Origin of the sequence: Zobellella aerophila, assembly GCF_039539325.1 — a bacterium.
Lineage (GTDB): Bacteria > Pseudomonadota > Gammaproteobacteria > Enterobacterales > Aeromonadaceae > Oceanimonas > Oceanimonas aerophila.
The window spans coordinates 687,133-708,330 of the sequence record NZ_BAABCX010000001.1 but is presented as its reverse complement, the minus strand read 5'-3'; the positions used below and the strand labels follow the sequence as shown (position 1 = coordinate 708,330).

The window sequence follows — 21,198 nt, the reverse complement described above, 5'->3', positions numbered from 1 at the left end:
GTCTTTTGCCCAGCTCTTATGGGCGTTATCGATCAGAGATAGCGGGTAAGCCGGGCTATTGAGTCAATGACACCGTCGGGAACAATGGCCGAGGCGGCCGCATGCTCTGGGCGATATTTCCCGGTTTTAACGAGCACGCCCCTTATCCCGCACTGTTGCGCCCCGCCCACATCGGCATCGATATCATCGCCCACCATCAGGATCGACTCTGCCGGGCAACGCAATTCATGGGCCGCCGCCTGAAAAAACGCGGGAGAAGGCTTCCCGATAACGGTGGCATCAACGCCGGTGGCATATTCCAGTCCCGCGATGAAGGCTCCAATATCCACACGCAGACCCTCGGGCGTTTGCCAATATTTTCCTTTATGCAGCGCCACGATATCCGCACCGGCCATCACCATCTGAAAGAGATGATTAACCAGATCGTACGTCCAGGCGCGGCCAATATCTCCGATAACCACGACCTCAGGACCGGTGTCCGAAGTGGGAAACTCACGAAATTCCTCCCTGATCGCCGCCGAGACAGCAAAATAGCATGCCCGAGGGTGACGTTGGCGCAGGTATACGCAAGCCGCCGCGGGGGCGCTCAGGATCTCGTGCGGCTCAACAGGAAACCCCATAGCCTGTAATTTCTGTGACAACGACGCCTTGGACTGGGTGGTGGTATTCGTCACATACCGATGGGGGATCTGCCGATCATTGATGGCCTTTATCGTGTCGACAGCTCCGTCGATGGCCCGTTCGCCAACATACAGGACACCTTCAAGATCAAACAACATGCCCTGAATACCATGCAATGTCTTCATGGCGAACTCCTGCTGCTTGGGTGATTATCAACTATTACTAACATAGCTGTAGAAGGTGAATTGAACAGCCATCTTATCGTTTGGTGCCGAGCCCCCTGCCCTGCATCCCACACCACTACCGGCATAAACGATGGGTGACTGTTGTCTTATCGAATCGGGCGCCATTTTTCTGCTGAGCACGAGGGGCAAGATCGTTGATCTTGCCCCTCGTGCTTATCTACACCACATGGCTTTTAGCCTCTAAAAACCACCAGGTGGGCAATCAGGGAGGTAATGGGCAGTATCACCGCCGTCCTGACCAGAAAAATCTTCACCAGATCCATGAACCCGAGGGGGATTTTGCTTTTGAGCAGCATCACCCCCACCTCAGACATATAAACCAGCTGGGTGACGGAGACGGATATGATAACGAAGCGGGTCAATTCACTCTCGATACCGGCGGCAATGACCGCAGGCAGAAACATCTCGGCAAATCCCACCAGCATCGCGGGCGCGGCTTTGTCTGCTTCGGGGAGCTGCAACAACTCCAGTATCGGGATCAGGGGATAAGAGAGCCAGGTCATGATCGGGGTAAACTCCGCCACGACCAGCCCCCCCGTGGCAATCACGATAAGTGGCGGCATCAGGCCGAACCAGATATCGCAGGTATTTCGGACCGCAGCCTTCAACAGGCCCGGCAAGCTTGGTGCCGAGCGAGCCTTCTCCACGGCTTGTCGGAGCCCCCATGTAAACAGCGAATGTCCTGCCGGTACCTCTTCATTCAACACTTGCCCCTGCGCAGGATAATAGTCGTGAGACATGCGCGATAATGGCGGCAACCGGGGAACAATGATGGCCGCCGCCATGCCGGTAACGACCACAGTGGCATAATACTCGATAAACAGGTGCCCCAGTCCGACAAACTCGGCAATCACCAGGGTAAAAGGCACGGCGACAATCGAAAAATTGGTCGCTATCACCGCCGCATCCTTGGCAGAGTAGTAACCTTTTTCATACTGCTGTGAGGTAATCAATATGCCGACCGCCGCCGATGACAACCAGGAAGCGGTGGCATCGACGGAGGCGCGACCGGGAATGCAGAACAGCTTGCGGAAAATGTTACGGAACAGGGTACCGACAAATTCCATCAGGCCATAGTCGGTTAACAGGGGCAGCAAGAGCGCGGCGAACAGGAAAATGGTGACTATCGTCGTCGCCAGATCCTTTAGCACTATCAGTCCCGTCCGCTCGGACCAGATCCACTCCGGCCCCACCTGATAATGGATCATCAAGACCATGACCAGGCCACTCACGCGTAATAATAGCCAGGGCATGCTCACCGAAAATAACTCGGCCATGAAGGATCCTGGTATGACCCACCTGGGTTTAAGCAGGGTCACATAAGCGGTGATTATCGCCGATAACCCGATGATGCCGATCACAATCATGATCATATATTCCATCAACTCGTTTTTCAGCCAATTGGAGAGGATGGCCATCATTATGGTGATCTGTCCCTTGTCTTCGACTGGAATAAGAAAGGCAAGTACACCGAGTAAGGAGGGAATGATAAATCGCAACAAGGCCTTGGCGTTAAAGCCGGATAACGGGCGATCGGATTCAGCCCGCTGGATAGGGGTATTTTTGGTTGTCATGTCCAGATCCTTCTGATACCTGATTTTCAATGCACTCAGCAGCATGATTAAGCCCGGCACATACCAGGCTCGGCTGGGCTGACTGCGGAAGTTTGGAAGGTTACCCTCTTCGCTTGGCCACTTGTTCGGCCAGCATGCAGAGGATCTCCCACATCAGGGTGACCCCAACCAGGGCTGTGTTGCCGCTGGGATCGAATGGCGGTGCGACTTCCACCACATCCCCACCCACCAGATTCAACCCACGCAGGCTGCGCAGCATCCGTTGTGCCTCATGGGTGCTGATGCCACCGACTTCCGGCGTCCCGGTACCGGGGGCATAGACAGGATCAAGACAGTCCACATCGAAGCTGACATAGGTTCTTTGATCACCGACCACCCGATGGATCTCCCTGATGACCCCTTCCACCCCAAGCTCAAAGTACTCTTCGATGCGGATCACACGAATCCCCTGCCCTAGCCCCCAGGCATCGTCATCTTCGCTGTAGAGCCCACCACGGATACCTATCTGAACGACCCGCTTGGGATCCAGTACGCCTTCCTCGATGGCGCGACGGAACGGTGTGCCATGGGTGTACTTGCAGCCGCCGAAATAGCGATCGAAGGTATCGGTATGGGCATCAAAGTGCACCATCCCCATGGGGCCATGTTTTTCCGCCAATGCCCGCAAAATGGGCAGGCTCACCAGATGATCCCCCCCTGCCGACAGGGGAATAATCTTTTGCTCCAGTACCTGTCGATAAAAGCCCTCAACCCGTTCCAAGGTGTCTTCTATCTTGATGGGATTGACCGGCGTATCCCCCAGATCGGCACAGTTGGCCAGATCGTAGGGATTGATCCCCAAGCTCGGGTGGAACTTCCGCATCAATGATGACAGATCCCTCATCTGTCGAGGTCCATGCCGAGCCCCGGCGCGATTCGTGGTACCGCCATCCCAGGGGATGCCGATCAGACCAATATCCACGGCACCAGCCTGTGCTACGGGGAGATAGGGTAGACGCATAAAGGTCGCGATACCTGCATAGCGCGGAGTGGCATTGGAGTCGATAGGCTTGAAGCTGTTGAACTGCTCTGACATTGGGTTACCTCTACTGAGTCATGGGTTACGGTATCCACAAGGTCTGGTATAGACAGGACCTTGTTTGACAAAGTATCGGGCCGTAGATATGTTTCAATAAACTACAATCAAGTAACCTTTGGTTGACATAAATGGCAATCATGAAACAGACAGCCAATGCCCTGGCTGGTTTGATCAGCGATCTTGATTTGCGCCTGCTGAGGGTGTTTAAAACGGTCGTGGAGTGCGGGGGCTTTGCAGCGGCTGAAGTAGAACTCAACATCAGCCGCTCTGCCATCAGTCGTTACATGGCAGATTTGGAAACCCGTCTGCATATGCATCTCTGCTACAGAGGCCGTTCCGGGTTCGCACTGACTGCTCAAGGTCGAGTGGTATACGAGAGCCTGATGCAGCTTCAGGCTGATCTGGAAAAGTTCCGGGCCAACATCAACGCGGTGCATAACCGCTTGGTGGGCAAGTTACATTTAGGACTCACAGACAATACCATTACTGATCCCCATTCCCAGGTGCCTTCGGTGATCGCGAAACTCAAGCAACTGGGGCCGGATGTGCAGATTGTGATGCAAACCACTTCTCCCAATGAAATTGAAAGGGCGTTAATCGAAGGACGTTTGCATATCGGTATTATCCCCTGTCATCAGGAGTTGCCGGGCCTCGTTTACCAACCACTTTACTGGGAAACCTCGTACCTCTACTGTGCGCAAGGCCATGCCCTGTTTGCGTTGGAAGAACAGCAGCTGGAGCCGTCCCTGTTGGCTCAGCACGACTATGTCAGTCCCGGCTATAAACCAGATGCGCATCTGCTTGAATTGCAGGCGTTGCTGAAAACGGCGGCCCATGCCTATCAAATGGAGGGAATTGCCACCCTGATCCTGAGTGGGATGTTCATCGGATTCCTGCCGGGGCATTACGCCAGGCAGTGGGAAGAGCGAGGCTTGATGCGAGTGCTGTTGCCTGATCAGTTTAACTTCAAAACCTCCTTTACCGCCGTGTGGCGAGATGAAGCGCAACCCAACCAGCTGCGAGAAGCCTGCTTGAATGAGTTACGGCAAACTTACGGTATCGAGAGCAACAGTGCTTTTTAGACACCGAGTATCAACAGTAAGCAGCCAGCGCGGTTTATACCGACGGGGCTGGCCAACACGAAAATGCGGACTGGCCCTTTACCCATGGCTACAAGCAAGCTCGAATACCGCTATATAACATTCATAACCGAGGAGACAGGAAATGTACGTACTGATGGATATTATGGTATCACCCGGCGGCGTGGGTACTTCCGTTTCACCTTATGTGGCCATGTGCCAGAAAATTTTTGAAGAAGCAGGCCTCACCCACACCATGCACGGATACGGAACCAATGTCGAAGGTGAATGGGAAGATGTGATGGCGGCGGTGAAGCGCTGCCATGAAGATCTGCACGCAGCCGGTGCGGTACGCATTACCAGCCATATGAAACTGGGAACGCGCATTGATCGGATGCAGACCATGGCCGATAAAGTGACCAGTGTTCAGGATAAACTGGTCTCTGAATAGCGACTGACCATAAGGTGCTGCCTGGAGAGACGAGGGCTTTATCATCCTGCGAAGGCGGATTACGACATTTATCGGCATAGCCCTTCGCATAGAGTTGGACGATGGCGCCTGCCTGTGGGCAGGCGTTCAGTCCCCTGCCCTGACTCAGCCCTATACCGGCGTTGCAACCTAAGAATAAATGGTTGTCCAAGGCTTTGAACAGCTCGATAACGTACCGCTATTTGCTATTAAAATAAGAGATATCAAGGTTATGTTCCGGCAAGTGGATGATTTACTTATGGCCGCCTACTGTTTAGACTTCGCCTCCGGTTTATTGAGTAGTATGTCCCATGATGTTTGCCGAGCTTGACCTTCACCCCTCTGTGTTAACCGCCTTGCCCGCACATTTGCACACCCCGACGCGGATCCAGCAGCTGACTATCCCCGCCGTATTGGCTCGGCAAGATGTACTGGCGCTGGCCCATACCGGCAGCGGCAAAACCCTGGCCTTTGGCTTGCCCTTGCTGCATTGTGCCAAGCCGGCCGTTCCCAAGGTGCAGGCGGTGGTGCTGGTACCGACCCGAGAGCTGGCCGCGCAGGTGAGTGGTGCCTTGCAGGAAGTGGCTCGGGAAATGGACCTCCGTGTACTCACATTATGCGGCGGGGTCGAGCAGGAATTGCAACTGGCCGAGTTGGCGCGTCTGCCGCAGCTGCTGGTCGCGACGCCGGGTCGCTTGCTGGATTGGCTTGAACAAGGACTCATCGAGCTGGCGGCGGTACAGCAACTGGTCCTGGATGAAGCGGATCGTTTGCTGGAAATGGGCTTTTGGCCAGACGTCCAACGCCTGCTCGCGTTGATGCCGAACGAACGCCAGACCCTGCTGTTCTCGGCTACCCTGCCGCCGTCATTGCATGATCTGGCCATGGGCTTGCTCAACGACCCACAGCGCATAGAGGCCCATAACGCCAACAGCGTGGTCACCGAGGTAGAAGAGTGTTGCTACCTCGTCAACAAGGGCAGCAAGGCACAGGCCCTGCTCGCACTGTTGCAGCAGGCTCCCTGGTCCCAGGTGCTGGTGTTTATCAATGCACGGGACGATGCGGATGCTCTGACCCGGCGGCTCGACAAGGCGGGTGTGGCGGTGGCGGTCTTGCACGGAGCCAAGGAGCAGGCGATACGTGAGCAGGCGCTGGCCGATTTCAAGGCAGGTAAAGTGCGGGTACTGGTTGCCACCGATCTGCTGGCCCGAGGCATCGATGTGGAAGCTTTGCCGGTGGTGATCAATCTGAACCTGCCCGCCAGCGCCCCTGTCTATGTACATCGTGTTGGCCGTACTGCCAGGGCGGGCCGTCGTGGCCTCGCCATCTCGTTGGTTTGTCACGGAGAGGCCGACGCGCTGACCGCGATCCGCGAACTAACCGGGCGGGAGCTGACATTGCTCGAGTTGCCCGGCTTTCCGGTCACTGACCAGCCTGCCGGCGGCGAACGCCGGCGTCCGGCACGGGATAAACAGGCCAACCGCCGCAGCACCAACAAGCGCAGTATTAAACAGTTTAAAAGCAAGCCATCTCATTAATAGAATAGCCCGTGAACCAGCTATCTATATTTACCATAATATCCAGCCGGGCGTACCCATTCCGGTAGTTTAACCGTCTTGGGCAAGCTATCCCTCAATCAATACGCACGAATGGGACCGGTGGATACTACAATGTTTCGTGCGCTTGGCGACGGGATCCGCAACTGAGCACGCTCACCATCAATCCCAACCGGACTTGTGCCGAATACCATGACCGTATGCCGCTGCTGATCCACGCCAATGATATTCGGTGCTGGCTGCACAATCCGCCTGAACAACTCACCCCCTGCTGCTACCGCCACCAGAGCGGGTGCTCCGCGTGCTGAAAGTCTGACGGCGTTGGCTGTTAGGGGATGTTTTCAGCAACCGATATCGTTAAAGTTCGGCGCACTCCCCCTGCCCTGTTATCCTGCTAAGGTGATGTGTCAGCAATGACATCAGGCAGTTCAGGATAACTCACCATGACAGGAGGACAACGGATGAATAACGACATGACCCAGACGGTGCCGGCATGCTGATCTTTAACTGCACCAAGGCCGCGGCGCAGTTGTTCAGCTGTATCCGCAAGGGAGTGAATCGCTCCCCCGTCGAAGCCCCACCCGGCCCGTTATTTGCCGAGGATCACCGCCGGCTGACCAACCATCATGGCCAGCAGCCCCATCTCTCCCAATGGCTGGTGCACGCCATCAAAGTGCAGGGTCAGAACTGCCTGATCGCGATGGAGCTGAACAGCCGTTATTGCATGACCTTTACCGGCTTGCGCAAAGGCGACAGCGAGACCTTTGTGTCGCTGTTTATCGAGCGGCTGTTGAAGGCCATGTTCTGTCACTGGCTGAGCGAATATTGTGGTGCAAGCCCCTTGCAGGTCGAGCAGGCCGCTACGCGCTTCCGGGCACTCAGGCTGCACGGCGGTGAACCGCCGCCGGGACTCAAGATGCGGGAAATCGCGGCGGCGGATACGCCGAACATGCCGGACAAGGTGGTGTCATTGGCCGCTTTTCGCCAGGACAAAGAGTGACAGTGAGCCGTCATCTCGGCGGCAGATTTACCCCGCGATGGCCTGCTCTATCAGGCCTGCGCCGGTGGGGATAATGGTTCAGCATGGCGCCGGCCATGCCCGGCAGAAAACCCGCCTTCCAGTCCAGGGCCTAGCCAAGAGCAGCGACCAATGCATGGGAAGAGGCCGGCAAGGGGACGGGCCGTTCCTTCAGGAGCCCATCTGATATATGCTTTGCGCCTCCCGTAAACAAGCCGAACGCTCCGAATATTAGGAATATAAGCCTTGAATCTGGTCGCAAGTCTACCCTGGTACGATCTGCCGGTGATGCAGCAACGTTTGGACGACTTCTGGTCCGTGCTCAAAGCCGAATTGCTCAAGCGGGGAACGGGCCCCCTGCCGGATGAGCTGGAGCGCCGCCTACCGCTCGCCGAGCAATGGGCACAGCCCGGCTTGGTGATCAGCCAGTGCTGCGGGCCGGATTTGTTTACCCTCCCCGCGCAATTGCTTAGGCCGGTAGCCCGCCCGATATTCAGCGATCTCGACTGCACCCCGGGCCATTACTTCAGCCACATAGTGATCGCCGAGGGGCGCGGGCAAAATGCCTCGGGGCGTTTCGTGGTGAATTCGACCAGCTCCCGCTCCGGTTGTGCCGCCCTGTTTGAATGGGCCGCGGCGCACGGCCGGGCCTGTGACGAAGTGTTGGTCAGCGGCTCCCATGCCGCCAGCCTGGACTGTCTGCGCGAGGGGCATGCCGGGCTCGCGGCCATCGATGCCCATAGCTGGCCGCTGCTCGATACTGAGGGGATTGTTATCCTGGGCAGAAGCACCGAGGCACCCGCCCCTCCCTTCGTGATGCACAGGGACTGTCCCGTCTCCCCCGGCACCCTGCTCGAAGCGCTCGGGCACGCCCTCGAGCGGGCGGGAAAGCGGGTGAACATCCAGGGGATCCTTGCCACCGACTCCCATGTATACAGGCCCATCAACCAGTCGGGGATACTCGAAGCACCGACCCGCCAGCGGGAATCCGCAGGGTTAGGGAGTGATCGGCCGACAGGTCAAAATGCGTGCCTGTTTTCTTGCCTTCGCGATTGAGCAGTTGCTGTAACCAGGCCGCGTCCTCGGGAGCGGCGTTGCCAAGACGAAATCGCTGCAGGCGCAGGGGGACCAGGCGCAGGGAGAGCAGCCTGCCGGTGTCGAGGGAGAGCCTGGGGAAAACCATCACCGGGAGATCGCCGCGGTAGCGTTCGTGACCGCCAATGCCTTCATAATCGTTGATAAAATCACCGCAGCCATAGATGATCAACTTGCCCCCGTAGACTTCCATCCTCAGGATGTGATGGGAGGAATGGCCATGCACCAGATCGACGCCTGCCTCCAACAGCCCGTGCGCAAACTCGGTATGGGCCTCGGGAACAGGGTAGCCCCAGTTGCCTCCCCAGTGAATGGAGGCGATCACCAGATCCCGCGGTCGTTTCCAGCCCTGTATCAGCTCCCGCATACGGTGCACCGTCCCCGTCGATAGCTCCGGCAACAAGGCCACCCCCGCCCGTCCGGGGCCGGCGGCCCATTCGGCCGGTACACCGCTGGAGCCGGTCGCCATCGAAAAAACCAGCAGCCGTCCTGCCCCGTGCTGGCAAATGGCCGGGGCCTGCGCTTCTTCAAGGTTCGCCCCGGCGCCTGCGCTTCTGATCCCCTGGTTGTTGAGGGTTCTCAGGCTGTCGGTCAGCCCCTGTCTTCCCCAGTCCAGGATATGGTTGTTGGCCAGTACGCAGACGTCGATGCGGGCCGCTGCGAGTACGGGGGCATTGGCCGGGTGCATGCGATAATTGATGCCTTTGGGCTGCCAGTCATCGCTGGTGGTGATACTGGTTTCGAGGTTGATCAGCCGGAATTGCGGCTTGACCCGTGCCAGCTGCGCCAGGGCGTCTCCCCAGATGTAGGCGAAATCCACGCTTCTGGGGATGGCACCATTCCTTCTTTCCGCCAGCCGGACATAGTCGGCGGCGTTTTTTACATGGTCTTCGTGGAGGATGGCCGCGCCGGGATGAGGCAGTATCTGATCGATGCCTCGCCCCGTCATCACATCACCACACAAAAACAGGTTGATACTGTCCGGGTTTGACATAGGATCGCATCACTACAGCGGACAACCAGAACACAAGATGGTCGTCATCAGCTCAATTCTGGCAAGTCATGGGGGATTGATCCAGGCAACGCCATCCGGGAGCAACTGTGATCCTGGTTATATTTATCTACTAAAAAAGTGCGGGTATCTGGGGTCTGCATGCATAATGCGATGCCTCATTAAGAAGCGTCGTTACCCGATTTTTCGCCGGTTGTCATGAAATAACCCCTCAGAGCCACTGTCATGCACCACAGCCAGAAACGTCCCAGCTCAACAGTCAAGCAGGCCGTTACCTTTCTCCGCCGCTGGCGGCGAATCATGATGATACTGCTGCTGACTCATGCGGGTTATGTTTTTGCCGGGCAAAAGGTATTGCTGATAAATTCCTATCACCCACAGTATCGCTGGACAGCAGAGCTGACCCAGGGGGTAAGCGAGCAATTGGCACAGTCCATTAAAGTCGAGGATCTCCATGTGGAATTTCTCGATGGTCGACGTATGGTGGGCAATGAGGCTTACTCCAACTCACTGGCAGCGTTGTTTCAAATCAAGTATCGCCAGTACCATCCTGATGTGATCATCACCAGCGACGACTACGCCCTCGACTTCATGCTGACATGGGGAGACCAGCTGTTTCCGGAGGTGCCCGTGGTCTTTGCCGGAATCAATGTCTTCAGGCCAGAGCGGCTTACCGCACGCCCGCGTTATACCGGATTATTGGAAGGCATGGAAATAGAAGGTAATCTGGATCTGATGATGCGGGTCCGTCCCGATACCAAGCGGATCATCATGCTGGCGGATCGTACCGAGTTTGGCCTCCAGATGGGCCGTCATGCCAGATCGGTGATGCAACAGTTTACCCGGGAACAGCGGTACCCACAGGTCCGACTGGAGCTGTGGGACGATATGAACTTCGGCGAGCTGAAGCAGCGGTTGGCCGCGCTCCCGGAAAACGCAGCCGTGCTGATGCTGGCAATCCATAAAGACAACAGCGGACGCTATTTTTCTTTTACACACGATCTGCCACCGCTGACCGCCGACTCGAAAGCTCCGCTGTTCGGCATGTGGGGCAGCCTGATGCTGGGTACCGGGGTCGTCGGGGCATGATGAATAACCCCTACACGCATGGCCGGCATGCCGCGATGGTCGCACAACAAATCTTGGCCGGAACACCGCCATCCGCACTGCCGGTGCTCAACGATACTGACTACCGACCGTCTTTCGACTACCGGGCATTGCAACGATTCAACATCAAAACGGATCTTTTACCGCCGGACAGCACCCTGGCCTTTGAGCCCGAAGGCATCTGGTACCGGTATCGCCAAGTGATCATCATCAGTCTGGCTGTCATCCTTGCCCTTGTATCTACGGTGGCTGTCCTGCTCGCCAATATTCACCGACGCCGCCAGGCCGAATTGACCTTGCGGAAATGGAATCGAGAGCTGGATAGGCTGGTGCGTATTCGCACCCAGGAACTGGAAGATAGAGCCCATGAGCTTGCCCGGCTTGGTAACAAGATGAGGAAGCTGGCGTACACAGACTCACTCACCGAACTTCCTAACCGTCGTGCAGGTCAGGAACTGCTCAAGACACTGCTGGGCCGAGAACGGGACAGGGAGCAGTCGCTGTCCGTTGCGCTGCTCGATCTCGATCAATTTAAACAAATCAACGACAGGTTTGGATACGAGGTGGGAGATAAGGTGCTGGTTGAGTCGGCCGGGCGCATTCGTGATGCCTTGCGAGCGGCTGACCAGGTATTTCGTTGGGGAGGAGAGGAGTTTCTTGTCGTGTTGCCGGAAACCCCGGCCGATCAGGCGATCCAGATCGCCGAGCGGATCCGCGAGCGAGTCCAGCAACCGTCTTTTACCCCAGCACGTCAGGTAACAACCAGCATAGGTGTAGCCTCATTCACTCCCGGTGAGCCGCTTGATGCATTGTTAGGGCGGGCCGACGCGGCGCTTTATCAGGCTAAGCAATCGGGGAGAAACCAGGTTATCGGCAGCCAACAATGCCTTGTCCGTTCATCACGACAGCACACAGATGCAGTCTAAAGACCTCACGACTTGCAACCTCTCACCCGGGCAGCTGGCAATAATCCGGAAATACCACTTCTTGCCACAGGTTTTGGCACAACCGCTCACTGTTGTGCCAGTCACCCGCCAGCAGCCAGTCGACCAGGCGTGGAGCCACCTGTGGATAGGTCACCGGCTCCGCCGGCGGCAGGGACAACCAGACCTCGAGTGCGCGGGTCGACAGCCGGTGCATGGTGGCCGCCAGGCCTAGCCGCCGCAGGGTCAGTACGTTGGAACGTTGCTCAAATTGGCCCTGCAATGGCTTTAACAGCAATTTTTTGCCCAGGCACAACGCCTCGGAGGCCAACTCGAAGCCGCCGTTGGAGATCACCCCGGCCGCGTCGGCCAGATCCCGATGAAAACCCTGTCTCGACGGGGCCCGGAAATGGATATGGCCCCGGTCTTCCGGCCGGACCTCGGGGTGATAGCAATAGAATTCGACATGGGGAAAGGGGGCGAGCAGGGCCTCTATGTCTGCCGGCGCTTCAAACGGCAGATAGACGATGACCTTGTCGCCGCGTACCGGCCCGTGTTGCCGGCGATGTTCGATAATGGGCGGCAGGAAGGACTGGCCAAAGTGATGCCAGTGCACACCCAACTGCACATCCGTCGGCGCAAAATGGCGGATCAACAGCCTGGCCCCCAGGTTTTCCCCTTCCTTGGGGATGGGTTTCAGGAAGGCGGCCTGATGGCTCACCCCCACACTGGGTACCCCCGCCCGCTTGGCGGCCCAGGCGGTAACGGGCTCGAAGTCATTGAGCACCAGATCGTAATTTTTGACCGGTAGCGCCAGGATGTCCCGTATCAGGCGAACCGGCCGGCTTTGCCGCAGGGTGCTCATCAGGCACACCCGTCCCTCCCTGGCCACAAAGGTCAGGCCGGGTCGGGTCTGGAAGTCACCAAAGGGCGTCATGTCGAAGTAACCTCCGGGCGCACGGCCCGAAAACAGAAAATCTACCTGGATCCCCCTCCTGACCAGCTCTGTGGCCATCACTCGGGCGCGGGTAATATGGCCATTGCCGGTGCCTTGTACACCGTAAAGAATACGCATGTGAACTCCTTGTCAGCCTCAGGACCAGAGGATAAAACAGGCGATGCCGCCGCCAAGCGCGGCACCGGCCAGGATATCGCTGGGAAAGTGCACCCCTAGCAGAACCCGTGACAGGCCGACCATCAGCGCCCAAGGCAGTGCCAATACTCCCCATATTCCCAGATGAGCGACCGCCAGCACCGCCATTAAAAAGGCGGCGGCGGTATGACCAGAAGGCAGGCTGAACTGATCGGAAGGCTGGATATAGGCCTGGCAGCCGGCGATGGCCGCGGTGGGCCGCCGCCGTTTGCAGGTATTCTTGATGGCCAGATAACAGGGCAGCTCGAGGACAAAGGCCATCAGCGCATCCACCACATAGCCCTGCAGCTGGGGCAGATGGCTGAACCATAACACCAGGCCGAGCACGGCATAAGGCGGCCCGTCTCCGGTGCGGGAAACCCAGCGGGACACGCCGGCCCATTGTCGCCAGTAGCTGTGGGACTGGCTCTTCTGGAACAACAGATGATCCCAGCGGGTCAGGGTATCCAGGCGCATAGCGATTCCTCCATCTCTCACCAGTACCTTAGGCGCCGGCTATGACCAGGGGGTGACCATGGATTGACAAATTGATGACATATCGGTTCGAGTGAAGGGCATCCGCGAAAGAGACCTAATCGACCAAGGTCGCGAGTCCTTGCCGAGGGAAGGTTCGCTAAAAGCTAAAAATAGTGCACCTTTTTACCTGAAAGTGTCGACCGACCGGCGTGCTGCAGTATACTGGCAGCAATTTATTCCAGCTTATGAGTCGTCGTGTGCAACCACTGAGTCCTGCCGAACTGAACCCTGTTTTTCATGCGCCATCGCTAACTACCCTGACCGAATGCCCCCCCCTTACCTTCAGTTCGCTGCAGGCCAGGGTTGACTCGGCCTTCGCCACCTTGACGGGCCTGACGGCGGTCAATCCTGTCTTGCTGTTGAACGGTTTTCCGGGCGTGGATTATGAAGAGCTGGTGCAGGATCTGGTGAACAAGCATGCCAGCCATGCGGATCTGTTCGATCTTTGCTATGCCGAGAACCTGTTCCATCCGCAGAAACCGATCTGGCTCAAGCTGAAGGCGGGTACCGGCGTCGAGTTTTGTGAGCTGGTCGGCCAGCTGCTGGAGCTGTCATCCCGCCACCTGGAAGCCGAGCATATCGTCGAGCGGATCCTGAGAAAACAGGAGCAGGATGAAAAGGTTGCCGACTATCTGTCCGCCTTGTCCCAGCACGTGGCGAGCGGCCAGGGCTTCAGCCACCCTATCCTGATCAACCTGATGGTGCACAGGTACGATGAAAACATCCCCATCGTCTACGCCCGCCAGTTCAGTGCGGAACAGCTGTTCGGTGCCATTCACTTTCAGACCGAACAGGGCACCGTATTCAGTCATCATCATCTGTTGGAGCCGGGCCTGATCCATCAGGCCAATGGCGGCTACCTGATTCTGCCGATCGAAGAACTGCTGGAGCAGCCCAACCTGTGGTTCCGGCTGAAGAATGCCCTGGCCACCCGCAAGGTCGAATGGACCCGCCCGGCCGAAATGGCGGCCTTTTATTTCCAACCCGAACCGCCGCCCCTCGATATCCACCTGATCCTGGTGGGGGATCGGCTGTCGGTCGCCGAACTCTATCTGCTGGATCGGGAGCTGGACACCCTGGTGTTTTTACGGGCCGATATCATCCCCGAATGGGATGGTCAGACCGATCTTGGCAGCTATGTGGGATTTCTCGCCCATCTGCGGGAGAAGCACCGGATGCTGGATATGGACGCCAAGGCGATACTCAGGCTGTGTCGTTACGGCTGTCGCCTGACCGAACATCAGCATCGGCTTTCCCTGGTCGAGGCTCAACTGGTGGCCCTGATGCAGCTGGCCGAGGTGATCGCCAAACGAGAGCAGGCCGAACTTATCACCGAGGCCCATGTCATCAAGGCCCAGGCCGAACAGGACTACCGGCTCAACTTCCTGGTGGAGCACTCGGATCTGGGGGTGCGTGACGGCCAGTACCTGATGCAGACCCAGGGCCGGGCCATCGGCCAGATCAACGGCCTGTCGGTTATCCAGATAACCGGTCACCCCTATGATTTCGGCGAGCCGGTGCGGCTGACCGCCACCGTGCACCTGGGCGACGGCGATGTGGCCGATATCGAGCGCAAGTCTGAGCTGGCCGGCCATATTCATGCCAAGGCGATGATGATCATCCACGGCTATCTGGCCAACCTGTTTGGCGCCGAGCATCCCTCGCCGTTATCGGCTAATCTGGTATTTGAACAGTCATATCATGAAATCGACGGCGACAGCGCCTCTCTGGCCGGTCTCTGTGCCCTGCTCTCGGCCCTGGCCAAGGAGCCCATTCATCAGCACTTCGCCATTACCGGCGCGGTCGATCAGTTCGGCAATGTGCAGCCGGTTGGCGGCGTGAACGAAAAAATCGAGGGTTTCTACCGGCTGTGCCAGATCCAGGGGCTGACCGGCGACCAGGGAGTCCTGATCCCGGCCAGCAACCGCTTGCAACTGGTGTTGTCGGACGAAGTCAGCGCCGCCGTGGCCGCCGGCCGCTTTCATATCTACCCGGTGGCCCATGTGGAGCAGGCCATCGCGCTGCTGACCGGCTGCGTGGCCGGCGACGTGGAACAGCCGGACACCCTGTTTGGCCGGATCCGGGATCGGCTGGATGAGCTGAACGGCCATACGGTCGAAAGCAGCTTTTTACGGCGTTTATTCCGGCGTTGAAGAGATCGGACTTGTTTAGCGCACAGCTGTTCGCTAAAGTGGCGCGAATTTTACTATCAAGGCCTTGGTGCCTGATCCAATCTGGAAGAGTTTGATGGCTTCACAAAAAGAATTAGGCAAGCACGCCTTTACCAAAGACGACCTGCTGGCCTGTAGCCGGGGTGAACTGTTTGGCCCGGGCAACAGCCAGTTGCCCGCCCCCAACATGTTGATGATGGACCGCATCGTGCACATCAGTGACGAAGGCGGCGAGCATGGCAAGGGCGAAATCCTGGCCGAGCTGGATATCACCCCCGACCTGTGGTTCTTTGACTGCCACTTCCCCGGTGATCCCGTGATGCCCGGTTGCCTGGGCCTGGATGCCATGTGGCAGCTGGTCGGCTTCTTCCTCGGCTGGAAAGGCGGTCCCGGCAAGGGCCGGGCCCTGGGCGTGGGTGAAGTCAAATTCACCGGTCAGATCCTGCCGACCGCCAAGAAAGTGACCTACAAGATCACCCTCAAGCGGGTGATCTGGCGCAAGCTGATCATGGGCATTGCCGACGGTATCGTCGAAGTAGACGGCCGGGTGATCTACGAAGCCAAGGATCTGAAGGTCGGCCTGTTCACCGATACCTCCAGCTTCTGATCTTACCGACCAGGTACAGATACGAAACCTTTCTGTAAGCCGATAGCCGTAAAACGTCAAGGCCCCGCGAATGCGGGGCCTTTTTGTTGAATGTTGAACCTACATATTACTTAATGAAGAGGCCGGAACCCTTGTCTTCCATTGCATTTCGCCATCCCCCTAGCCAATGGCCTTTGGCATCAAAATCATTGTAGGGGCATTGCTCTTTAGAACGACCACTGACTCCAGCTTGGTAACCGCGGGTACGCGCTCTTTCCAAACGGTCACGTTTTTGTCTCTTCATAGGTATGACCCTCATTTAATCAACAAAAAGTGTACGGCGATTTCGTAACCACCGTCCACTATGAATAGTGGACTCCGTTGTTCAGGTCAAGGGTTAATTTCTGAGCATAGTTCAGTATGCATGATTAGCGACTGATATTTATGAATATTCTATTAAAGAATATTTAACACTAAATGCAGGCCGCGGAGGGGCCGTCGTCTGTGCCATTTAGCGCTATTTACGGGAGCGGCTGGAGCCTGGGAGTCGTCACTCCCGCTTGCACGGGAGTGACGCGATATTGCGGTGGCCTTCCTTAGACGGACAGGGCCTCCAGCTCTTCCCAGCGGGCAAAGGCCAGCTCCAGCTCTTCTTCGAGCCGGGCCAGCTGTTGCAGGGCGGCCTGGGTAATGTCTTCCGATTGGCTGAAAAACTCGGGCTGGCTGATGTCCTGCTGCAATGCACCAATCTGCTGCTCCAGCTGCTCCAGCTTGGCAGGCAGGCTGTTCAATTCCTGCTGCTGTTTATAAGAGAGCTTCTTGCCGGGCTTGGCCTTGGTGTCGACTTTCGGTTCGGGCTTGTCTTTCGGTTTGTCTGCCGGCACGGCCTCGGCCTGCTGGGCGCGCTGGAATTGCATGTCCTGGTAGCCGCCCACATATTCGCTGACCTTGCCCTCGCCTTCAAACAGCCAGCAATGGGTGACCGTATTGTCGATAAAGTCCCGATCGTGGCTGACCAGCAACAGCGTTCCCTGATAGTCGGCCAGCAGCTCTTCCAGCAGTTCCAGGGTTTCGACGTCCAGATCGTTGGTCGGCTCATCGAGCACCAGCAGGTTGTTGGGCTTGAGGAACAGCCGGGCCAACAGCAGGCGGTTTTTCTCGCCGCCGGACAGGGCCTTGACCGGGGTCCGGGCCCGCTTCGGCTCGAACAGGAAGTCCTGTAGGTAACCCAGGACATGGCGCGAGCGGCCATTCACTTCCACTTCCTGCTTGCCGTCGGCCAGGTTGTCCATCACGGTGCGCTCCGGATCCAGCTGCTCCCGGTACTGGTCAAAATAGGCCACGTCCAGCTTGGTGCCACCTTTAAGGGTGCCCTGCTGTGCTTCAAGCTGGCCCAGCAGCAGTTTGATCAGGGTGCTCTTGCCGCAACCGTTGGGGCCGACCAGGGCTATCTTGTCACCCCTTTGGACCATGGCGGAAAAGTCTTTGAGAAGGGGCTTGCCTTCGTAGGAAAAATGCAGTTTCTCCGCTTCAAAGACGATTTTTCCGGAGCGGCGTACCTCATCTAGGCTGACGCTGACCTTGCCCATGCTTTCTCTTCGCTGACTGCGCTCGACGCGCAGGGCCTTCAAGGCCCGTACCCGCCCCTCATTGCGAGTACGGCGGGCCTTGACGCCCTGACGGATCCAGGCTTCTTCCTGGGCCAGGCGCTTGTCGAACAGGGCGTTCTGCTCGGCTTCCACCCGCAGTGCTTCTTCCTTGTTGACCAGGTATTCATCGTAATTTCCGGGCCAGCTGGATACCTTGCCCCTGTCGAGATCCAAGATACGGGTGGCCATCTTACGGATAAAAGCCCGGTCATGGCTGACAAACACGATGGCACCGCGAAAATCGATCAGGAAGCTTTCCAGCCAGGCGATGGCGTCGATATCCAAGTGGTTGGTAGGCTCATCGAGCAGCAATATGTCCGGATCATTGGCCAGCGCCCGGGCCAGCGCCACTTTGCGCAGCCAACCGCCGGACAGATCATTCAAGCGGGTGTCGGCATCCAGCCCGAGCAGGGTCAGGCTCTGGTTGATACGGGTATCGAACTGCCAGCCGTTGGCATGCTCGACCGCCTCCTGCAGCCGCATCAGCTCGTTCATGGCTTTTTCAGAGCTGTCGGTGGCGACCCGCTCCAGCTGATGATGGTAACGGGCCAGCAGTTCACCCAGTTCGGCCAAGCCGGCGGCCACATAGTCGAAAACTGTCTGATCGTCGGCAACCTTGGGGGGATCTTGCTCGAGTCGGGCGATTTTTATGCCCTGTTGCAGCTGGCGACGGCCATCATCCAGTTGGATATCACCGGCGATGACCTTCATCAGGGTCGACTTGCCGGCGCCGTTGCGGCCGACGATACACAGGCGTTCGCCGGTGAAGATATTCAGTTCAACGCCATCCAGCAAGGGGGCGTCACCAAACGCCAGTTGGGCGTTTTGCAGGGTTAACAGACTCATGTTCGCACTCGATTGAATTCAATAAGATCGGCGGTGGTAAAGGGCCAGTCTAGTTCGGCACCATCTTCACGCCGTAGGACCGGAATACGCACCCGATAGGCGGTAAGCCATTCTTCTTTATCCATAATGTCTTGAAGCCGGGTCTGTGCCGCCAGTCCGCCTTGTTCCAGCAGTTGCCAGGCCTGCTCACAGAGGTGACAGCCGTCGGTGGAGAATAATGTCATCACGATTGCGTGCTCCAGCGGATTTCCCAGCAGTTATGGATATGCGGGTTACGGGCGAAGTCCTTGGGCAGGCTGGCCTTGGTAATATCTTTCGCGCTCAGTCCCAGCTCAGCCAGCGCCTCCAGATCCATTTTAAAATGGCGCTTGTTGTTGGAGAAGATAAGCAGGCCCGTCGGACGCAGCCGCCTGCTCAGCATGCCGAGCAGCTTGATATGATCCCGCTGCACATCGAAGGCGTCATCCATCCGCTTGGAGTTGGAAAAGGTGGGCGGATCGACAAACATCAGGTCATAATCGGCCCCCGGCTGCGTCAGCCAGCTCAGGCAGTCGGCCTGGATAAACTGATGCTGACGGCCCCCCAGGCCATTGAGTCGCAGGTTGCGCTCGGCCCAGGCCAGATAGGTCTTGGACATATCCACAGTGGTGGTAGTTTTGGCGCCGCCGAGGGCTGCGTGCACGGTGGCGGTGCCGGTATAGGCAAACAGGTTGAGTACATCCTTGCCCCGGGCCAACTCGCCCAGGTGCTTGCGGATCGGTCGGTGATCCAGGAACAGGCCGGTATCCAGATAGTCATGCAGGTTCACCAGCAGGCGGGCATTGTGCTCCTGTACTTCCAGCCATTGCTCGCGGCGGTCGAGCTTTTCATACTGTTCGGTGCCTTTTTGCCGGGCGCGTACCTTGAGCACGACCTTGTCGCCGCTCACCCCTGTTACCGCCATGGTGGCTTGCACCAGGTCGAAGAAGCGGGCCTGGGCCTTGTGCTCGGGAATGGTCTTGGGCGCGGCATATTCCTGGATAACCAGATATTCCCGATAGCGGTCGATGGCGGCATTGTATTCCGGCAGATCGGCGTCATAGAGCCGGTAGCAGTCGATACCTTCCTTGTTCGCCCACTTTTCCAGTGCCTTGATGTTCTTGCCCAGGCGGTTGGCAAAGTCTTCCGCCACCGGCCGTGCCGGTCTGGCGTCGTCGGCGATACGGTAGTTTCTCAGTTCACAAGCCAGGGCTCCGTTAAACAGCCGATATTGTTTTTCCGGCCGCAGTCGCAGGCAACTGAGCAGTTCGGGAGAGCTGGAGATCAGGCTGACATGCCAGCCCTTGAATTGCTCCCGCAGCTTTTCTCCGAGGGTCTGGTGCAGGCCTAATAAAGAAGGGAAATCACTCAAGCGCTCGCCGTAAGGCGGGTTGGAGATAAGCCAGCCGGTTTGTTCGCTGGGATTGGTCAGTTCGGTGAGCGTCCCCCGGTCAACCTGGATCAGCTGCGCCACGCCGGCGGCCACGGCGTTTTCGCGGGTAAATCCCAGCACCCGTGAGTCCTGGTCGCAACCATATAAGGTCGTGGTGCACTGTTTTAAACCCCGGGTGGCGCGGACACTGGCTTCGGCCTTGAGGCTCTGCCACAGGGCATCGTCATGGCCGGACCAGGCGTTAAAACCAAAACGCCGACGCAGCAAGCCCGGCGCCTGATCGGTGGCCATCAGCGCGGCTTCTATTAACAGGGTGCCGGAGCCGCACATGGGATCGACCAGGGGTGAGCTTTTATCCCAGCCGCTGCGCAATAAAATGGCTGCCGCCAGGTTCTCTTTTAATGGGGCCTCTCCCGCCTGCTGGCGATACCCGCGCTGGTGCAGTGCCGGTCCGGACAGGTCCAAGGTAATACTGAGCTGGTTACGCTTTAAGTGGGCCAGGATACGGACATCGGGCATCCGTTTGTCGACGTTCGGGCGCTCGCCGCGCAGTCGGTTCAGGCGATCGACGATGGCATCCTTGATCCGCAGGGCGCCATACTGGGTGTTGGTGATCTCGTTATTACCACCGGAAAAGTCTACAGAAAAGGTCTGCCCGGGCTGAATATGCTGTTCCCATTCCACATTGGCCGCACCCAGATACAGGTCCATGTCGCTGCGCATGCTAAAGTCGGACAGCTGCAACATGATGCGGGACGCCAGCCGGGACCAGAGACAGGCCCGGTAGGCGGTTTCCAGGCTGCCCTTAAAGGCAACACCGGCGACGGTTTCCTGGAGTTCGAGCGCACCCAGGTGTTGTAGTTCGTCGGTTAGTAAGGATTCGAGGCCCTTGGGGCAGGTAGCAAAAAACGGCAGCATAGTCAGGTTTGTTTGGCAAAAGAGGCGGGTATTATACCTCAAAGCGAAGTCCGTCTGTAAAAATTGGCAGCCTTGTCTAGAAGATAACCAGGTCGCGGCTTTATTGTGCAAACGACACCTGGCGCTGGTAAAGGCCTTGCATTCAATGATGCAGATCACTAGTATACGCAG

Annotated in this window: 19 protein-coding genes; 9 read left to right on the top strand and 10 right to left on the bottom strand. The window is 57.6% G+C overall.

Going from position 1 to position 21,198, the window contains the following annotated elements:
• Positions 1-32: 32 nt before the first annotated feature.
• The 3 genes from ABD806_RS03255 to speB form a co-directional block, all read right to left on the bottom strand.
• The gene (locus ABD806_RS03255; RefSeq protein WP_344954667.1) at positions 33-806 is read right to left on the bottom strand and encodes a TIGR01458 family HAD-type hydrolase; all 774 of its coding nucleotides are present in this window, start codon (positions 804-806) and stop codon (positions 33-35) included.
• Positions 807-1,039: 233 nt separating this feature from the next.
• On the bottom strand, positions 1,040-2,440 hold the full coding sequence (locus ABD806_RS03250; protein ID WP_344954665.1) for a YjiH family protein: 1,401 nt from the start codon (positions 2,438-2,440) through the stop codon (positions 1,040-1,042).
• A gap of 100 nt (positions 2,441-2,540) precedes the next feature.
• Complete coding sequence (speB, locus tag ABD806_RS03245) at positions 2,541-3,515, bottom strand: agmatinase (protein WP_344954663.1); 975 nt, start codon at positions 3,513-3,515, stop codon at positions 2,541-2,543.
• A gap of 140 nt (positions 3,516-3,655) precedes the next feature.
• Here speB and ABD806_RS03240 point away from each other — a divergent pair, with 140 nt between their 5' ends.
• From ABD806_RS03240 to ABD806_RS03220, 5 genes are all read left to right on the top strand, one after another.
• Positions 3,656-4,600 (top strand): LysR family transcriptional regulator, encoded by a 945-nt coding sequence (locus ABD806_RS03240; protein WP_344954661.1) that lies wholly within the window; start codon positions 3,656-3,658, stop codon positions 4,598-4,600.
• Positions 4,601-4,742: 142 nt separating this feature from the next.
• Positions 4,743-5,048, top strand: coding sequence for an MTH1187 family thiamine-binding protein (locus ABD806_RS03235; RefSeq protein WP_344954658.1), 306 nt, complete (start codon positions 4,743-4,745; stop codon positions 5,046-5,048).
• A gap of 329 nt (positions 5,049-5,377) precedes the next feature.
• Positions 5,378-6,604 (top strand): DEAD/DEAH box helicase, encoded by a 1,227-nt coding sequence (locus tag ABD806_RS03230; protein ID WP_344954655.1) that lies wholly within the window; start codon positions 5,378-5,380, stop codon positions 6,602-6,604.
• Between the two features lie 511 nt (positions 6,605-7,115).
• On the top strand, positions 7,116-7,622 hold the full coding sequence (locus ABD806_RS03225; RefSeq protein WP_344954652.1) for a DUF6933 domain-containing protein: 507 nt from the start codon (positions 7,116-7,118) through the stop codon (positions 7,620-7,622).
• A gap of 264 nt (positions 7,623-7,886) precedes the next feature.
• The gene (locus tag ABD806_RS03220; protein ID WP_344954649.1) at positions 7,887-8,696 is read left to right on the top strand and encodes a substrate-binding domain-containing protein; all 810 of its coding nucleotides are present in this window, start codon (positions 7,887-7,889) and stop codon (positions 8,694-8,696) included.
• On the opposite strand, the gene ABD806_RS03215 is transcribed toward ABD806_RS03220, so the two are convergent.
• A complete protein-coding gene (locus ABD806_RS03215; protein WP_344954646.1) occupies positions 8,584-9,729 on the bottom strand; it encodes a CapA family protein in 1,146 nt (381 codons plus the stop codon). The genes ABD806_RS03220 and ABD806_RS03215 overlap by 113 nt on opposite strands.
• A 318-nt stretch (positions 9,730-10,047) precedes the next feature.
• Here ABD806_RS03215 and ABD806_RS03210 point away from each other — a divergent pair, with 318 nt between their 5' ends.
• Complete coding sequence (locus ABD806_RS03210; protein WP_344954644.1) at positions 10,048-10,836, top strand: ABC transporter substrate-binding protein; 789 nt, start codon at positions 10,048-10,050, stop codon at positions 10,834-10,836.
• Positions 10,833-11,780 carry a GGDEF domain-containing protein gene (locus ABD806_RS03205; RefSeq protein WP_344954641.1) on the top strand — a complete coding sequence of 316 codons (948 nt, stop codon included), beginning with the start codon at positions 10,833-10,835 and terminating at the stop codon, positions 11,778-11,780. The genes ABD806_RS03210 and ABD806_RS03205 overlap by 4 nt, the downstream gene beginning before the upstream one ends.
• A gap of 22 nt (positions 11,781-11,802) precedes the next feature.
• Here the strand turns inward: ABD806_RS03205 and ABD806_RS03200 are convergent, their stop codons facing one another.
• Together ABD806_RS03200 and ABD806_RS03195 are read right to left on the bottom strand one after the other, a co-directional pair.
• The gene (locus ABD806_RS03200; RefSeq protein ID WP_344954637.1) at positions 11,803-12,852 is read right to left on the bottom strand and encodes an MJ1255/VC2487 family glycosyltransferase; all 1,050 of its coding nucleotides are present in this window, start codon (positions 12,850-12,852) and stop codon (positions 11,803-11,805) included.
• A gap of 18 nt (positions 12,853-12,870) precedes the next feature.
• Entirely contained in the window at positions 12,871-13,380 is a 510-nt protein-coding gene (locus ABD806_RS03195) for a phosphatase PAP2 family protein (RefSeq protein ID WP_425583083.1), read from the bottom strand.
• A 263-nt stretch (positions 13,381-13,643) separates the two neighbouring features.
• Here ABD806_RS03195 and ABD806_RS03190 point away from each other — a divergent pair, with 263 nt between their 5' ends.
• Together ABD806_RS03190 and fabA are read left to right on the top strand one after the other, a co-directional pair.
• Positions 13,644-15,599 carry a Lon protease family protein gene (locus tag ABD806_RS03190; RefSeq protein WP_344954634.1) on the top strand — a complete coding sequence of 652 codons (1,956 nt, stop codon included), beginning with the start codon at positions 13,644-13,646 and terminating at the stop codon, positions 15,597-15,599.
• A gap of 94 nt (positions 15,600-15,693) precedes the next feature.
• The gene (gene fabA / locus ABD806_RS03185) at positions 15,694-16,224 is read left to right on the top strand and encodes a 3-hydroxyacyl-[acyl-carrier-protein] dehydratase FabA (RefSeq protein ID WP_344954632.1); all 531 of its coding nucleotides are present in this window, start codon (positions 15,694-15,696) and stop codon (positions 16,222-16,224) included.
• A gap of 106 nt (positions 16,225-16,330) precedes the next feature.
• Here the strand turns inward: fabA and rmf are convergent, their stop codons facing one another.
• The 4 genes from rmf to rlmKL form a co-directional block, all read right to left on the bottom strand.
• The gene (rmf, locus tag ABD806_RS03180; protein ID WP_344954630.1) at positions 16,331-16,507 is read right to left on the bottom strand and encodes a ribosome modulation factor; all 177 of its coding nucleotides are present in this window, start codon (positions 16,505-16,507) and stop codon (positions 16,331-16,333) included.
• 292 nt (positions 16,508-16,799) lie between these two features.
• On the bottom strand, positions 16,800-18,698 hold the full coding sequence (gene uup, locus ABD806_RS03175; RefSeq protein WP_344954628.1) for an ATP-binding cassette ATPase Uup: 1,899 nt from the start codon (positions 18,696-18,698) through the stop codon (positions 16,800-16,802).
• The gene (locus tag ABD806_RS03170) at positions 18,695-18,925 is read right to left on the bottom strand and encodes a glutaredoxin family protein (RefSeq protein WP_344954626.1); all 231 of its coding nucleotides are present in this window, start codon (positions 18,923-18,925) and stop codon (positions 18,695-18,697) included. The genes uup and ABD806_RS03170 overlap by 4 nt, the downstream gene beginning before the upstream one ends.
• Positions 18,922-21,027: a bifunctional 23S rRNA (guanine(2069)-N(7))-methyltransferase RlmK/23S rRNA (guanine(2445)-N(2))-methyltransferase RlmL gene (rlmKL, locus tag ABD806_RS03165; RefSeq protein ID WP_344954624.1), complete on the bottom strand. Its 2,106-nt coding sequence runs from the start codon at positions 21,025-21,027 to the stop codon at positions 18,922-18,924. Before rlmKL ends, ABD806_RS03170 begins: the two co-directional genes overlap by 4 nt.
• Positions 21,028-21,198 lie beyond the last annotated feature (171 nt).

Excerpts from the sequence above, each read along its gene's own strand:
- ABD806_RS03255 (WP_344954667.1), bottom strand. The coding sequence starts at position 806 with ATGAAGACATTGCATGGTATTCAGGGCATGTTGTTTGATCTTGAAGGT.
- ABD806_RS03250 (WP_344954665.1), bottom strand. The coding sequence starts at position 2,440 with ATGACAACCAAAAATACCCCTATCCAGCGGGCTGAATCCGATCGCCCG.
- speB (WP_344954663.1), bottom strand. The coding sequence starts at position 3,515 with ATGTCAGAGCAGTTCAACAGCTTCAAGCCTATCGACTCCAATGCCACT.
- ABD806_RS03240 (WP_344954661.1), top strand. The coding sequence starts at position 3,656 with ATGAAACAGACAGCCAATGCCCTGGCTGGTTTGATCAGCGATCTTGAT.
- ABD806_RS03235 (WP_344954658.1), top strand. The coding sequence starts at position 4,743 with ATGTACGTACTGATGGATATTATGGTATCACCCGGCGGCGTGGGTACT.
- ABD806_RS03230 (WP_344954655.1), top strand. The coding sequence starts at position 5,378 with ATGATGTTTGCCGAGCTTGACCTTCACCCCTCTGTGTTAACCGCCTTG.
- ABD806_RS03225 (WP_344954652.1), top strand. The coding sequence starts at position 7,116 with ATGCTGATCTTTAACTGCACCAAGGCCGCGGCGCAGTTGTTCAGCTGT.
- ABD806_RS03215 (WP_344954646.1), bottom strand. The coding sequence starts at position 9,729 with ATGTCAAACCCGGACAGTATCAACCTGTTTTTGTGTGGTGATGTGATG.
- ABD806_RS03210 (WP_344954644.1), top strand. The coding sequence starts at position 10,048 with ATGATGATACTGCTGCTGACTCATGCGGGTTATGTTTTTGCCGGGCAA.
- ABD806_RS03205 (WP_344954641.1), top strand. The coding sequence starts at position 10,833 with ATGATGAATAACCCCTACACGCATGGCCGGCATGCCGCGATGGTCGCA.
- ABD806_RS03200 (WP_344954637.1), bottom strand. The coding sequence starts at position 12,852 with ATGCGTATTCTTTACGGTGTACAAGGCACCGGCAATGGCCATATTACC.
- fabA (WP_344954632.1), top strand. The coding sequence starts at position 15,694 with ATGGCTTCACAAAAAGAATTAGGCAAGCACGCCTTTACCAAAGACGAC.
- rmf (WP_344954630.1), bottom strand. The coding sequence starts at position 16,507 with ATGAAGAGACAAAAACGTGACCGTTTGGAAAGAGCGCGTACCCGCGGT.
- uup (WP_344954628.1), bottom strand. The coding sequence starts at position 18,698 with ATGAGTCTGTTAACCCTGCAAAACGCCCAACTGGCGTTTGGTGACGCC.
- rlmKL (WP_344954624.1), bottom strand. The coding sequence starts at position 21,027 with ATGCTGCCGTTTTTTGCTACCTGCCCCAAGGGCCTCGAATCCTTACTA.